At 67.0% G+C, this 13,170-nt stretch carries 24 protein-coding genes and 1 pseudogene; all 25 read right to left on the minus strand.

Annotated features, from left to right (window positions below; translation table 11 throughout):
* Window positions 1-38 precede the first annotated feature (38 nt).
* On the minus strand, window positions 39-647 hold the full coding sequence (gene rpsD, locus ACZ3HV_RS07180; protein ID WP_360364083.1) for a 30S ribosomal protein S4: 609 nt from the start codon (window positions 645-647) through the stop codon (window positions 39-41).
* A gap of 23 nt (window positions 648-670) precedes the next feature.
* A complete protein-coding gene (gene rpsK / locus ACZ3HV_RS07185) occupies window positions 671-1,078 on the minus strand; it encodes a 30S ribosomal protein S11 (protein ID WP_012923659.1) in 408 nt (135 codons plus the stop codon).
* Between the two features lie 41 nt (window positions 1,079-1,119).
* The gene (gene rpsM, locus ACZ3HV_RS07190) at window positions 1,120-1,491 is read right to left on the minus strand and encodes a 30S ribosomal protein S13 (protein ID WP_012923660.1); all 372 of its coding nucleotides are present in this window, start codon (window positions 1,489-1,491) and stop codon (window positions 1,120-1,122) included.
* A 186-nt stretch (window positions 1,492-1,677) separates the two neighbouring features.
* On the minus strand, window positions 1,678-1,791 hold the full coding sequence (gene rpmJ, locus ACZ3HV_RS07195) for a 50S ribosomal protein L36 (protein WP_008361054.1): 114 nt from the start codon (window positions 1,789-1,791) through the stop codon (window positions 1,678-1,680).
* Window positions 1,792-1,825: 34 nt separating this feature from the next.
* Window positions 1,826-2,047 carry a translation initiation factor IF-1 gene (gene infA, locus ACZ3HV_RS07200; RefSeq protein WP_012923661.1) on the minus strand — a complete coding sequence of 74 codons (222 nt, stop codon included), beginning with the start codon at window positions 2,045-2,047 and terminating at the stop codon, window positions 1,826-1,828.
* A 175-nt stretch (window positions 2,048-2,222) separates the two neighbouring features.
* Window positions 2,223-3,005: a hypothetical protein gene (locus tag ACZ3HV_RS07205; protein ID WP_465681807.1), complete on the minus strand. Its 783-nt coding sequence runs from the start codon at window positions 3,003-3,005 to the stop codon at window positions 2,223-2,225.
* A gap of 23 nt (window positions 3,006-3,028) precedes the next feature.
* Window positions 3,029-3,475 carry a DUF1707 SHOCT-like domain-containing protein gene (locus ACZ3HV_RS07210; protein ID WP_360364087.1) on the minus strand — a complete coding sequence of 149 codons (447 nt, stop codon included), beginning with the start codon at window positions 3,473-3,475 and terminating at the stop codon, window positions 3,029-3,031.
* Window positions 3,476-3,539: 64 nt separating this feature from the next.
* The gene (gene map / locus ACZ3HV_RS07215; RefSeq protein ID WP_465681809.1) at window positions 3,540-4,364 is read right to left on the minus strand and encodes a type I methionyl aminopeptidase; all 825 of its coding nucleotides are present in this window, start codon (window positions 4,362-4,364) and stop codon (window positions 3,540-3,542) included.
* 19 nt (window positions 4,365-4,383) lie between these two features.
* Window positions 4,384-4,956, minus strand: a complete 573-nt coding sequence (locus ACZ3HV_RS07220; RefSeq protein ID WP_465681811.1) for an adenylate kinase — start codon at window positions 4,954-4,956, stop codon at window positions 4,384-4,386.
* The gene (gene secY / locus ACZ3HV_RS07225; RefSeq protein WP_360364093.1) at window positions 4,956-6,257 is read right to left on the minus strand and encodes a preprotein translocase subunit SecY; all 1,302 of its coding nucleotides are present in this window, start codon (window positions 6,255-6,257) and stop codon (window positions 4,956-4,958) included. Before secY ends, ACZ3HV_RS07220 begins: the two co-directional genes overlap by 1 nt.
* Window positions 6,258-6,390: 133 nt before the next feature.
* Complete coding sequence (gene rplO / locus ACZ3HV_RS07230) at window positions 6,391-6,831, minus strand: 50S ribosomal protein L15 (protein WP_360364095.1); 441 nt, start codon at window positions 6,829-6,831, stop codon at window positions 6,391-6,393.
* Window position 6,832: 1 nt separating this feature from the next.
* Entirely contained in the window at window positions 6,833-7,015 is a 183-nt protein-coding gene (gene rpmD / locus ACZ3HV_RS07235; protein WP_465681813.1) for a 50S ribosomal protein L30, read from the minus strand.
* Window positions 7,015-7,614 (minus strand): 30S ribosomal protein S5, encoded by a 600-nt coding sequence (rpsE, locus tag ACZ3HV_RS07240; RefSeq protein WP_465681815.1) that lies wholly within the window; start codon window positions 7,612-7,614, stop codon window positions 7,015-7,017. Before rpsE ends, rpmD begins: the two co-directional genes overlap by 1 nt.
* 32 nt (window positions 7,615-7,646) lie before the next feature.
* On the minus strand, window positions 7,647-8,030 hold the full coding sequence (gene rplR, locus ACZ3HV_RS07245) for a 50S ribosomal protein L18 (protein WP_360364101.1): 384 nt from the start codon (window positions 8,028-8,030) through the stop codon (window positions 7,647-7,649).
* A 2-nt stretch (window positions 8,031-8,032) separates the two neighbouring features.
* A complete protein-coding gene (gene rplF / locus ACZ3HV_RS07250) occupies window positions 8,033-8,575 on the minus strand; it encodes a 50S ribosomal protein L6 (protein ID WP_360364103.1) in 543 nt (180 codons plus the stop codon).
* Window positions 8,576-8,602: 27 nt separating this feature from the next.
* A complete protein-coding gene (rpsH, locus tag ACZ3HV_RS07255; protein WP_360364105.1) occupies window positions 8,603-9,010 on the minus strand; it encodes a 30S ribosomal protein S8 in 408 nt (135 codons plus the stop codon).
* 91 nt (window positions 9,011-9,101) lie between these two features.
* Window positions 9,102-9,287, minus strand: coding sequence for a type Z 30S ribosomal protein S14 (locus tag ACZ3HV_RS07260; protein WP_012923674.1), 186 nt, complete (start codon window positions 9,285-9,287; stop codon window positions 9,102-9,104).
* 1 nt (window position 9,288) lies between these two features.
* Window positions 9,289-9,864 (minus strand): 50S ribosomal protein L5, encoded by a 576-nt coding sequence (rplE, locus tag ACZ3HV_RS07265; RefSeq protein WP_360364107.1) that lies wholly within the window; start codon window positions 9,862-9,864, stop codon window positions 9,289-9,291.
* The gene (gene rplX / locus ACZ3HV_RS07270) at window positions 9,864-10,250 is read right to left on the minus strand and encodes a 50S ribosomal protein L24 (protein ID WP_360364109.1); all 387 of its coding nucleotides are present in this window, start codon (window positions 10,248-10,250) and stop codon (window positions 9,864-9,866) included. Before rplX ends, rplE begins: the two co-directional genes overlap by 1 nt.
* Window position 10,251: 1 nt before the next feature.
* Window positions 10,252-10,620 carry a 50S ribosomal protein L14 gene (gene rplN / locus ACZ3HV_RS07275; RefSeq protein ID WP_012923677.1) on the minus strand — a complete coding sequence of 123 codons (369 nt, stop codon included), beginning with the start codon at window positions 10,618-10,620 and terminating at the stop codon, window positions 10,252-10,254.
* A gap of 89 nt (window positions 10,621-10,709) precedes the next feature.
* The gene (gene rpsQ / locus ACZ3HV_RS07280; protein WP_465681819.1) at window positions 10,710-11,006 is read right to left on the minus strand and encodes a 30S ribosomal protein S17; all 297 of its coding nucleotides are present in this window, start codon (window positions 11,004-11,006) and stop codon (window positions 10,710-10,712) included.
* Complete coding sequence (gene rpmC, locus ACZ3HV_RS07285) at window positions 11,003-11,308, minus strand: 50S ribosomal protein L29 (RefSeq protein ID WP_465681821.1); 306 nt, start codon at window positions 11,306-11,308, stop codon at window positions 11,003-11,005. Before rpmC ends, rpsQ begins: the two co-directional genes overlap by 4 nt.
* Complete coding sequence (gene rplP, locus ACZ3HV_RS07290; RefSeq protein ID WP_360364114.1) at window positions 11,308-11,727, minus strand: 50S ribosomal protein L16; 420 nt, start codon at window positions 11,725-11,727, stop codon at window positions 11,308-11,310. Before rplP ends, rpmC begins: the two co-directional genes overlap by 1 nt.
* Window positions 11,728-11,730: 3 nt before the next feature.
* Window positions 11,731-12,579: a 30S ribosomal protein S3 gene (gene rpsC / locus ACZ3HV_RS07295; protein ID WP_360364116.1), complete on the minus strand. Its 849-nt coding sequence runs from the start codon at window positions 12,577-12,579 to the stop codon at window positions 11,731-11,733.
* A 97-nt stretch (window positions 12,580-12,676) separates the two neighbouring features.
* Window positions 12,677-13,153 (minus strand): annotated as a pseudogene (gene rplV / locus ACZ3HV_RS07300) (50S ribosomal protein L22); the annotation flags it as partial.
* Between the last annotated feature and the right edge of the window lie 17 nt (window positions 13,154-13,170).

Genomic DNA, 13,170 nt, shown 5'->3' on the forward strand with positions numbered 1-13,170 from the left:
TCCGGCCGGCGGCCCGAAGGCCACCGGCCGGAGCAGGATCAGTTCTTCGAGTAGAGCTCGACGATCAGGTGCTCGGCGACCTGGGTGTCGATCTGCTGCCGGGTCGGCAGCTGGTGGACGAGGATGCGAAGCCGCTCGGGCATCACCTCGAGCCAGGCCGGGACGACGCGCTCGGAGTGCGTCTCCCGGGCGATGATGAACGGGGTCGTCTCGACCGACTTCGCCTTGACATCGATGATGTCGTGGGCGGCCACCCGGTACGACGGGATGTTCACCTTGACGCCGTTCACGGTGAAGTGACCGTGCACGACGAGCTGACGGGCCTGCCGACGGGTCCGGGCCAGGCCGGCGCGGTAAACCACGTTGTCCAGCCGGGACTCCAGGATGATCAGCAGGTTGTCACCGGTCTTGCCGGAGCGCCGCGAGGCCTCCTCGTAGTACCGGCGGAACTGCTTCTCCAGCACGCCGTACGAGAAGCGGGCCTTCTGCTTCTCACGGAGCTGGAGCAGGTACTCGCTCTCCTTCGGGCGGCCGCGGCCGTGCATACCCGGCGGGTACGGACGACGCTCGAACGCCTTGTCGCCACCGACGAGGTCGACCCCGAGACGGCGCGACTTCTTGGTCATGGGTCCGGTGTAACGGGCCACTTTCGCTGCCTACCTTTCCTGGGTCAGACCCGGCGCCGCTTGGGAGGGCGGCAGCCGTTGTGGGCGGTCGGGGTGACGTCCTGGATGGTGCCGACCTCGAGGCCGACGGCACCCAGCGAACGGATCGCGGTCTCCCGGCCGGAGCCGGGACCCTTCACGAACACGTCGATCTTGCGCATGCCGTGCTCCATCGCCCGGCGTCCGGCGGCCTCGGCGGCCATCTGCGCGGCGAACGGGGTGGACTTGCGCGAACCCTTGAAGCCGACGGTGCCCGCGGAAGCCCACGAGATGACCGCGCCGGTCGGGTCGGTGATCGTCACGATCGTGTTGTTGAACGTGCTCTTGATGTGCGCGTGGCCGGCGGCCACGTTCTTCTTCTCCTTGCGGCGCACCTTCTTCGCGCCGGCCGCGGTGCGGCTCTTGGGAGGCATAGGTCAGTTGCTCCTGGGGTGGTCGACGGTCATCCGGGTCATCACTTCTTCTTCTTGCCGGCGATCGCCTTACGACGACCCTTGCGGCTGCGGGCGTTGGTCCGCGTGCGCTGACCACGTACCGGCAGACCGCTGCGGTGCCGGCGACCCTGGTACGACCCGATCTCGATCTTGCGGCGGATGTCCGCGGTCACCTCGCGACGGAGGTCACCTTCGATCTTGTAGTTGCCTTCGATCCAGTCCCGGAGCTTCACCAGCTCCTCGTCGCCCAGTTCGTGGACGCGCTTGTCACCGGAGATGCCGGTGGCCTCGAGCGTCTTCAGGGCGCGAGTACGGCCTACACCGAAGATGTAGGTCAGAGCGACCTCGATGCGCTTGTCGCGCGGCAGGTCGACTCCTACGAGGCGTGCCATGTGGCGGTGTTCCTTTCGTCGGCAGAGGTGTGGTGGCGCGCCGCGTCCTTGCCCGCCTCGGTGAGTTTGCTGATCACCGGCAAGGCCCCGGCCTCTGTTCCGGGGGCGACAGCCGGCACTGCGAAAGTGCCGGCTGAGCGTGCGCGCTGTGGTGCGAAAGTGCCGTGTACTGCTCGAAGAGCTTGGTCAGCCCTGCCGCTGCTTGTGCCGCGGGTTCTCGCAGATCACCATGACCCGGCCGTGACGGCGGATCACCTTGCACTTGTCGCAGATCTTCTTGACGCTCGGATTGACCTTCATCGAGCTTCTTTCTTCGACAGGTGTTGGTGTGGTCCTACTTGTACCGATAGACGATGCGACCCCGGGTGAGGTCGTACGGCGACAGCTCCACGACGACCCGGTCCTCGGGGAGGATCCGGATGTAGTGCTGCCTCATCTTGCCGCTGATGTGCGCGAGCACCTTGTGCCCGTTGGACAGCTCAACACGGAACATCGCGTTCGGCAGGGCCTCAACGATGGTGCCCTCGAGTTCGATGACTCCCTCTTTTTTGGGCATGTCCTCGCACTTCTGTAGACGTACTGAAAAGGTGGGTACTACTGGCTCGGCCCAGGCTCTGATGCCCTCCTGACACGAGGTCAGGCAGCCGCGGGCACAACGAGACAGAGGCTACAAAGAGCCAAGGAAAGAGTGTACGCCACTCACCTACCCGAAACCCAATCGAGCCCCCGCGTCACGAATTGGTGGCAGCCCACTGCTCCCCTTCGCGCCAGATCTGCTGCGGCATCAGGTCCACGAGATCACAGACCGCATCCAACTGAGCGAGCGCTGTAGTGGAATCGCGGTACGCCGGGAGGATCGCGACGAACCGCCGTCCCTCGCAGCTGAAGCCGAACGGCGGCACCTGCGCCAGCGCCTCGACCGCCCGCGGGTGCAGCACCGCCTGAGCGTGGTCCTCGCGGCCGTTGAACAGCCGGTAGTGCGCCGGCAGCCCGTCGACCTCCATCGGGATCGGCAGCAGGCTCGCGGCAGCCAGCGGGGCCAGCGATGCGGGCAGCACCTGCAAGGGCGGCAGCGGCCGGTCCACCTGCAGATCGAGGAAGTCGAAGCCGAGCTCACGACGCCGTACCTTGTGCCGGAAGCGCCCGGTCCAGAACTCCCGGCCCCGATGCCGCCCGGTGGTCACGTCGACCACCGTCGCGCCCGGGTCGGTGTTGAACGGCGGGAACGGCCAGCGCTCCAGCAACTCCGAGCCGGAGGCGTTGGTCCGCCAGCCCAGTTGTCCGGCCGCGTCAGCCCAGGACTTGCGCTGCCGGCCGTCGGCCATCCGCATCGCGAGCGTGAAGATCACCAGCACCAGGAACCAGCCCAGTACGAACCAGCCCACCCAGCGCGGCTCCAGCAGCAGACCCACGAGCACCAGCGGTACGGCGATGGCGAACCAGATCAGGTAGACCAGGGCGGACCCCTGACGCAGCTGCCACGCCAAATCCGGCCGCAGACGCGGACCGACCACGCGGCGACTGACCGGGGCCGCTGTCAACGGCGCTTCCCGAGGTTGCCCAGGGCGATGAACGCCCACGGGATCAGCAGCCAGACCGGCCAGAAGTGCGGCCAGTGCCCACCGTTGCCGAGGCCGATCACGAACCAGATCACCACGTTGATGACGACGACCCCGGTGAACCCGCCGCCCAGCGCAGCCAGCCCGTGCCGACCGCTGTGCTTCTTGCGCTCCGGGAAGTCGCCCGGCGCAGGCGCCGGCTTGGTGTCCTGGACCACCTCAGGTGTCTGGTACGTCCGTACCGGTGGCAGGTCACGCACCAGCGGCTCGAGCTCGCCGTAGGTCTGGACGGTGTAGAGCTGGTCCAGGCGGGAGGAGAACTCGGGCTGATCCAGCCGGCCGTCCGCGAACGCGTCCCGCAGCCGCCCGGCGATCTTGTCCCGGTCGGCTTCGGTGAAACGCTGGTGCGGCTGGTACTGAGGCATGGCTCAAGTGTGCCTCAGCCCCGGTTCGCATGGCGTCCCCCGATGGGTTGACCCACCGGGTCCGTCAATCGGCCAGGGCCCCGAACTTGACGCCGAGCTCGGCCAGCTTGGCCTCGCCGCCGTCGAGGGCGGTGAGCACCCACGGCCCCTGCGGGGTGAGCGTGAAGGTGTGCTCGGTGTGCGCGGCGACCTGGCCGTCGTCGGTGACGACCGTCCAGTCGTCCTCGAGCGTGTGGTTGTCCTGCTTGCCGAGCGTGAGCATCGGCTCGACCGCCAGCGCCAGCCCCTCGACGAGCTTGGGTCCGCGGCCCGGGCGGCCGAAGTTCGGCACGTTCGGCGGCTGGTGCATCGCCGATCCGATCCCATGCCCGACGAAGTCCTCGACGATCCCGTACGACGACGTCGTACGAACGTGTGCCTCGACGGCGGCGGAGATGTCGGTGAGCCGGCCACCGAGCCTCGCGGCGGCGAACCCACGCCACATCGACTCTTCACAGACCCGAGCCAGCTCGAGCAGCTCGGCACCGACCTCGCCGACCGGCACCGTGATCGCGGCGTCGCCGTGCCAGCCGTCCACGATCGCACCGCAGTCGATCGAGATCAGGTCGCCGTCGGCCAGCACCCGGTCACCGGGGATGCCGTGCACGATCTCGTCGTTCACCGACGCGCAGATCGAGCCGGTGAAGCCGTGGTAGCCCTTGAACGACGGCGTCGCGCCGCAGGAACGGATGTTGTCCTCGGCGATCGCGTCCAGCTCACCGGTCGTGATGCCGGCCCGGACCTCGCCGCGGAGCAGCTCCAGCGTGCGGCCGACGACCAGGCCGGCCGCACGCATGGAAAGGATCTGTTCGCGGGTCTTGATCTCGATCCCGCGGTCCTTAAAGATCACTGCACATCATCCGCTGACGTCACTCCGTGATGGTCTTCAAGGCGGCGAGAACGCGCTCGCTCACCTCGTCGATCTCGCCGACACCGTCCACCTCGACCAGCAGGCCGCGCTGGGCGTACACCCGCAGCAGCGGCTTGGTCTCGGCGGTATAGACGTCCTGCCGGTGCCGGATGACCTCTTCGGAGTCGTCCGTCCGGCCGTCGGTCTGGGCCCGCTTGAGCATCCGGCCGACCAGCACGTCGGTGTCGGCGACCAGCGCCACCACCGCGTCCAGCTGGTGGCCGTGGTCAGCCACGATGGCGTCCAGCGTGCCCACCTGGGCGACCGTCCGGGGGTAGCCGTCGAGGAGGAAACCCTCGCCCGCGTCGGCCTCGGACAGCCGGTCCCGCACCATTGCGTTGGTGACCTCGTCCGGGACGTAGTCACCGGCGTCCATGTAGCGCTTCGCTTCGAGCCCGAGCGGCGTCTCGTCCTTGACGTTCGCACGGAAGATGTCACCGGTGGACACGGCCGGGATATTCAGGCGTTCCGCAAGCACCTTTGCCTGCGTGCCCTTGCCCGCCCCGGGCGGACCCATCAGCAACATTCTCATCAGCGCAGGAACCCTTCGTAGTTTCGCTGCTGCAGCTGACTCTCGATCTGCTTCACCGTGTCCAGTCCGACGCCGACCATGATCAGGATCGACGTACCACCGAACGGGAAGTTCTGGTTCGCGTTCAGCAGGACGAGCGCGACCAGCGGGATCATCGAGATCGCCGCGAGGTAGATCGCGCCTGGCAGCGTGATGCGGGACAGCACGTAGCCCAGGTACTCCTCGGTCGGCCGTCCCGCCCGGATCCCGGGGATGAAGCCGCCGTACTTCTTCATGTTGTCTGCAACTTCCTTCGGATTGAAGGTAATCGAGACGTAGAAGTAGGTGAAGAAGATGATCAGGGCGACGTACGTCACCATGTAGATCGGGTGGTCACCCTTGACCAGGTTGCCCTGGATCCAGTTCGCCCATGGCTTGCCCTGCTGGAACTGACTGATCAGCACGGGCAGGTAGAGCAGGCTGGAGGCGAAGATGACCGGGATCACACCGGCCTGGTTGACCTTCAGCGGGATGTACGTCGAGGTGCCGCCGAACATCTTGCGGCCGACCATCCGCTTGGCGTACTGCACCGGGATCCGGCGCTGCGCCTGCTCGATGAAGATGACCGCGGCCATGATCACCAAACCGATCGCGACCACCACCACGAAGGTGGGGATGCCCTTCTCCTTGCGGATGTTCCACAGCTGGGTCGGGAACGTCGCCACGATCTGGGTGAAGATCAGGATCGACATGCCGTTACCGACGCCACGGTCGGTGATCAGCTCGCCCAGCCACATGATCACGCCGGTGCCGGCGGTCATGGTGAGCACGATCACGCTGATCGTGAACCAGTCGTCCTTGTACAGCAGGGGCTCCTGGCAGCCCTGGAACAGGCGGCCCGGTGTCCGGGCCAGTGCGACGAACGCGGTGGACTGCAGGATCGCCAGCCCGACGGTCAGGAACCGGGTGTACTGGGTGATCTTGGCCTGTCCCGCCTGGCCCTCCTTCTTCAGCGACTCCAGCCGCGGGATCACCACGGTGAGTAGCTGCAGGATGATGCTGGCGGTGATGTACGGCATGATGCCGAGCGCGAAGATCGCGAGCTGCAGCAGTGCACCGCCGGAGAACAGGTTGATCAGGTTGTAGAGGTTCGCGTTCGCGCCGCCCTGCGAGATCTTGATACAGGTGTGCAGCGACTGAACGTTCACGCCCGGGGCCGGCACGACCGAGCCGATCCGGAAGATCACGACGATGAAGAGCACGAACAAGATCTTCCGGCGCAGGTCCGGAGTCTTGAACGCGTTGGCAAAGGCGCCTAACACCCTGTCCTCCCACATGTTTCCTCTGCCCCGGGCAGGGCAGGGGCCAAGCAAAGCTGCTGGGCAAGAGACGAACCAGGGCTCGTCCGACCGGCGCAGGATATCAAGCGCCGTACCGGTCGAGCCCTGGACCTCGTCACACCTCGGTGAAGGTTCCCCCGGCCGCCTGGATCTTCTCCTGGGCGGACTTGGAGAACTTGTGCACCGAAACCTGCAGTGCCACGGTCAGTTCGCCGTCACCCAGCACCTTCACCGGCTGACCGCTACGAACCGCACCCTTGGCGACCAGTTCGGCCACGCCGACCTCGCCACCTTCGGGGAACAGTTGTCCGAGCTTGTCCAGGTTAACGACCTGGAACTCCACCCGGTTCCTGCTCTTGAAGCCCTTCAGCTTCGGAAGCCGCATGTGCAGCGGCATCTGGCCACCCTCGAACCACTCGGGGATGTTGTTGCGGGCCTTGCTGCCCTTCGTACCGCGGCCGGCCGTCTTGCCCTTGCTGCCCTCACCGCGACCCACGCGGGTCTTGGCGGTCTTGGCACCGGGCGCCGGACGCAGGTGGTGAACCTTCAGCGCCATGTCAGTCGACCTCCTCGACGGTGATGAGGTGGCGAACCGTACGCACCATGCCGCGGACCTCGGGACGGTCGTCGTGGACGGCGACGTCGCCGATCCGCTTGACGCCCAGGGTGCGCAGCGTGTCGCGCTGGTTCTGCTTGCCACCGATGCCGGAACGGATCTGGGTCACCTTCAGGCGTGCCATCAGGAGGACACCTCCGCCCGCGCCTTCAGCAGCGCCGCCGGGGCGACGTGCTCGACCGGCAGGCCACGACGCGCGGCCACGGCCTCCGGGGTCTCCAGGCTGCGCAGCGCCTCGACGGTGGCGTGCACCACGTTGATGGCGTTGGACGAACCCAGCGACTTGCTGAGGATGTCGTGGATCCCGGCGCACTCCAGTACGGCGCGCGCCGAGCCACCCGCGATCACACCGGTACCGGGAGCCGCCGGACGCAGCATGACAACGCCTGCGGCCTTCTCGCCCTGGACCGGGTGCGGGATGGTGCCCTGGATCCTCGGCACCTTGAAGAAAGACTTCTTGGCCTCCTCGACACCCTTGGCGATCGCCGCGGGCACCTCCTTGGCCTTGCCGTAACCCACACCGACGGTGCCTTCACCGTCGCCGACGACCACGAGGGCGGTGAAGCTGAAGCGACGACCACCCTTCACGACCTTGGCGACACGGTTGATGGCTACCACGCGCTCGATGTAGGCGGTCTTGTCGGCTGCCGCACCACGACCACCGTCGCGGTTACGGCGCTCACCACCGGCGCCGCCTCCGCGACGCTGCTGGCCTCCGCTCATGTCGAACTACCTCTTCCTGTGTTGTGTCGCCGTCAGAAGCCGAGGCCGCCCTCACGGGCGGCGTCGGCCAGTGCCGCGATGCGGCCGTGGTACTTGTTCCCGGCCCGGTCGAAGACGACCGAGTCGATGCCGGCAGCCTTGGCCCGGTCGGCGATCAGGCCGCCGACGGTCTTGGCCTTGTCGGTCTTGTTCGTGTCCGCGCCACGCAGGTCGGCCTCCATGGTGGAGGCGGAGACCAGCGTCGTGCCGGCCACGTCGTCGATGACCTGTACGAACAGGTGCTTCGAGGACTTGGTGACCACCAGTCGCGGCCGGTCGGCCGTGCCGTTGATCTTCTTCCGGACCCGAATCTGGCGACGCAGCCGCGACGCCGTCTTCTTGGCGGAGTGCTTGTGCGGACGCAGTCCGATCGCCATGGTTACTTACCAGCCTTTCCGACCTTGCGGCGCACCTGCTCGCCGGCGTACCGCACACCCTTGCCCTTGTACGGCTCGGGCTTGCGCAGCTTGCGGATGTTGGCGGCGACCTCGCCGACCGACTGCTTGTCGATGCCCTGCACCGAGAAGCGGGTCGGCGCCTCCACCACGAAGCTGATGCCCTCGGGGGCATCGACGGTGATGGTGTGGCTGTACCCGAGCGAGAACTCCAGCTGGGTCGGTCCCTTGGCCAGGACGCGGTACCCGACGCCGACGATCTCGAGCTTCTTCTCGTAGCCCTCCGTCACTCCGGTCACCAGGTTGGCGATCAGGGTGCGGGACAGGCCGTGCAGTTCCTTGCTCCTGCGCTGGTCGTCGGGGCGGGTCACGGCGATCGTGCCGTCCTCGTCCCGATTGACCGCGATGGGCTCAGCCACGACGTGCGACAGCTGACCCTTCGGACCCTTCACGGTGACCGTCTGGCCGTCGATCGTGACGTCGACGCCGGACGGGACCGTGACCGGGAGTTTACCGATGCGAGACATGAGAGTGGTCCTCCTTCCGGTTCTTCGTCACCAGACGTAGGCGAGGACTTCCCCGCCGACGCCCTTGTTCTTGGCCTGACGGTCGGTCAGCAGTCCCTGGGACGTCGAGATGATCGCGACGCCCAGGCCACCGAGGACCTTGGGCAGGTTGGTCGACTTCGCGTAGACCCGCAGGCCCGGCTTGCTGATCCGGCGCACGCCCGCGATGGAGCGCTCCCGGCTCGGGCCGAACTTGAGGTCGACGACCAGGGTCTTGCCGACGGCGCCCTCCTTGGGCTCCTCCACCTGGTAGGAGGAGATGTAGCCCTCCTGCTGGAGGATGTCGGCGATGCCCTGCTTGATCTTGCTGTACGGCATTGAGGTCGACTCGTGGTACGCCTGGTTGGCGTTGCGCAGACGCGTCAGCATGTCTGCGATCGGGTCGGTCATCGTCATGGCCTGGGGCCTCTTTCCCGCCGTGGTTTCGCCGGCCGGCGACCTACGGTGACTAGATGGTGAATGGAGAAAAGATCAAGGGTGGAGACGGTCACCAGCTGGACTTGGTCACGCCGGGCAGCTCGCCCCGGTGTGCCATCTCCCGCAGGCAGATCCGGCACAGGCCGAACTTGCGGAAGACCGCCTTCGGCCGGCCGCAGCGCTGGCAGCGGGTGTAACCGCGCACCGCGAACTTCGGCTTCCGGGCCTGCTTGACCTTGAGTGCTGTCTTCGCCACGTCAGTTCTCCTTGAACGGGAAACCGAGCTGCCGCAGCAGGGCCCGGCCCTCGTCGTCGTTCTTCGCGGTGGTCACCACGGTGATGTCCATACCCCGGACCCGGTCGATGCGGTCCTGGTTGATCTCGTGGAACATCACCTGCTCGGTCAGACCGAAGGTGTAGTTCCCGGTGCCGTCGAACTGCTTCGGGGACAAGCCGCGGAAGTCGCGGATCCGGGGCAGCGCGAGCGCCAGCAGCCGGTCCAGGAACTCCCACATCCGGTCGCCGCGCAGCGTCACGTGGGCGCCGATCGGCATGCCCTCGCGCAGCTTGAACTGCGCGATCGACTTGCGTGCCTTGGTCACCTGCGGCTTCTGGCCGGTGATCGCGGCCAGGTCCTTCACCGCGCCGTCGATCAGCTTGGAGTCGCGAGCCGCCTCGCCGACGCCCATGTTCACCACGATCTTGGTGAGGCCGGGCACCTGCATGACGTTGTCGAACTGGAACTGCTCCTGCAGCTTGCCGACGATCTCTTCGCGGTACTTCGTCTTCAGCCGCGGCTGAACCTTGGTGTTCTCGGTAGCCGTCGCAGTCATCAGATCTCCTCGCCGGTACGCCGCGCGATCCGGACGCTCCGGAAACCGGTGTACGTCGAGCCGTCGGGGCGCCGCTTCTGCACCTCGACGCGGTTGTAACCGACGCGGGTGGTCACCTTCTGCTTCTTGCCGTCCTTGTCGACCTCGACCAGAAGCATCACGTTCGAGACGTGGATCGGGGCTTCCTGGGTGACGATGCCACCGGTGGTGCCGCCGCGCTGGGCCTGCTGCACCTTGGTGTGCTTCTTGACCCGGTTCACGCCCTCGACGATGACCTTCTCGGCGTCGGGCATGACCTGGATGATCTTGCCCTCGAGGCCCTTGGACTTACCGGCGATCACGCGGACCTGATCGCCCTTCTTCACGTGCAATTTCCGCTGCGACATATCAGAGCACCTCCGGGGCGAGCGAGATGATCTTCATGAAGCGCTTCTCGCGCAACTCCCGGCCGACCGGCCCGAAGATACGGGTGCCACGGGGCTCGCCGTCGGCCTTCAGGATCACCGCGGCGTTCTCGTCGAAGCGGATGTAGGAGCCGTCCGGACGCCGGCGCTCCTTCACGGTCCGCACGACGACCGCCTTGACGACGTCACCCTTCTTCACACCGCCGCCCGGGATCGCATCCTTGACGGTGGCGACGATCGTGTCACCGACACCGGCGTAGCGCCGACCGGAGCCACCGAGAACGCGGATGCACAAGATCTCCTTGGCACCCGTGTTGTCGGCGACCTTCAGTCGCGACTCCTGCTGGATCATCTGTTGATCTCCTGGTTGTCTCGCTGGTTCTCACGTCCGTGAGCCTTGCGGAACGAATAAATTCGATTGGTTGCCGGCAGCACCGGTAACTACTTGGCCTTCTCGAGGATCTCGACGACGCGCCAGCGCTTGGTCGCCGACAGCGGCCGGGTCTCCATCAGGAGGACACGGTCGCCGATACCGGCGGCGTTCTGCTCGTCGTGCGCCTTGAGCTTGCTGGTGCGCCGGATGACCTTGCCGTAGAGCTTGTGCTTGACCCGGTCCTCGACCTCGACGGTGACGGTCTTGTCCATCTTGTCGCTCAGCACCAGGCCCTCACGGGTCTTCCGGCGGCCTCGCGCCTGCGTGGTCGTGCTCACGGTCTCGTCCTTCACGTTCTCGGTCATGCCTTGCTCCCGGCCTTGTCCTGGCTGTCGTCTGCGGGCTCGGCATCAGACACCGAGACGACCTCCTCGGTCGCGGCCGGCTCCTCGACCTCATCGGTTATGCCGAGCGCCCGCTCGGTCAGCACCGTGTAGATGCGGGCGATGTCCTTGCGGACGGCGCGCAGCCGGCCGTGGGACTCCAGCTGACCCGTAGCAGCCTGGAACCGGAGGTTGAACAGCTCCTCCTTGGCCTCACCGAGCTTGCTCATCAGCTCGTCCTTGCCGAGGTTGCGCAGTTCGGCGGCGGTCGCGGTGGTAGCCATCAGTTCTCACCTGCCTCTCGGGAGATGAAGCGGCACTTCATCGGCAACTTGTGGATCGCGCGGCGCAGGGCCTCGCGAGCGATGTCCTCCGGCACGCCGGACAGCTCGAACAGCACCCGGCCGGCCTTGACGTTGGCGATCCACCACTCCGGCGAACCCTTACCGGAACCCATCCGGGTCTCAGCAGGCTTCTTGGTCAGCGGGCGGTCGGGGTAGATGTTGATCCACACCTTGCCGCCACGCTTGATGTGCCGCGTCATCGCGATACGCGCGGCCTCGATCTGCCGGTTGGTGACGTAGTGGTTCTCCAGCGCCTGGATGCCGAAGTCACCGAAGGCCAGCGTCGTACCACCCTTGGCAGCGCCGGAGCGCCCCGGGTGGTGCTGCTTGCGGTGCTTGACCTTGCGGGGGATGAGCATCGGTCAGCTCTCCGTTCCGGTCGTCTCGGCGGGCTTGTCGGCCGCCGGCGCGCTCGCCTCGGCGGCCGGAGCCGCGGAGCGGGCGTTGTCCCGACGGTCGTCACGACGGCCACCGCGGTCACCACGGTCACGGTCGCCACCTCGGCCACCGCGGTCGTCGCGACGGGCCGGCCGGCGCTGCTGAGTCGCGGCGCGGGCCGCGGCCTGCGCTTCGCGCTCGGCCCGGGAGCCGGCCACGTCACCCTTGTAGATCCAGACCTTCACGCCGATCCGGCCGAAGGTCGTGCGGGCCTCGTAGAAGCCGTAGTCGATGTCCGCGCGGAGCGTGTGCAGCGGTACCCGGCCCTCACGGTAGAACTCCGACCGCGACATCTCCGCGCCACCCAGACGACCGGAGCACTGGATCCGGATGCCCAGGGCGCCGCCACGCATGGTGGTCTGCATCGCCTTGCGCATCGCGCGGCGGAACGCCACGCGGCCGGACAGTTGCTCGGCCACACCCTGGGCGACCAGCTGAGCGTCGACCTCGGCGTTCTTCACCTCGAGGATGTTCAGCTGCACCTGCTTGCCGGTGAGCTCCTCCAGGCTGCCCCGGATCCGGTCCGCCTCGGCGCCACGGCGACCGATGACGATGCCCGGACGAGCGGTGTGGATGTCGACCCGGACCCGGTCACGGGTGCGCTCGATCTCCACACGGGAGATGCCGGCGCGCTCCATGCCCTTGCTCAGCAGGCGACGGATCTTGACGTCCTCGCCCACGTAGTCCTTGTACAGCTTGTCGGCGTACCAACGGCTCTTGTGATCGGTGCTGATGCCGAGACGGAACCCGTGCGGGTTTACCTTCTGGCCCACGTCAGGACTCCTTCTTCTCAGCGGTCTTCTTGGCAGCCGCCTTCTTCGCGGTCGCCTTCTTGGCCGGCTTCTCGGCGGTCTCGGCCTGGTCGGCCGCGGCCTTCTTCGCCGGCGCCTTCTTGGCCGCATCGGCCTTCTTGGCCGACTTCTTGGCGGGGGCCTTCTCGACCGGCTCGTCCTGGACCCGCGGCGTCACCACGACGGTGATGTGGCTGGTCCGCTTGTCGATCCGGGTGGCCCGGCCCTGGGCGCGCGGGCGGTGACGCTTCAGCGTCGGGCCCTCGTCCACGAGGACCTTCGCCACGACCAGCTCGGTCCGGCTCAGGTGCTCGGTGCCCTCGGCGTTCGCCGCAGCGCTGTCGACGACCTTGTACACGGTCGCGGCAGCGGCCTGCGGGGCGAACTTCAGAGTGGCGAGTGCGTCGTCGACGCCCAGACCGCGCACCAGGTCACCCACGCGGCGCGCCTTCATCGGCGTCACGCGGACGAAGCGCGCGACCGCGAAGGCCCCGGGCTCGTCGCCCAGCAGGCTCTCGCGACGGGCGCTGACCGCCCTACGCTCTTGAACGCTCATGATGTTCGAATCTCTCC

The organism is Kribbella sp. NPDC020701 (genome assembly GCF_055562215.1).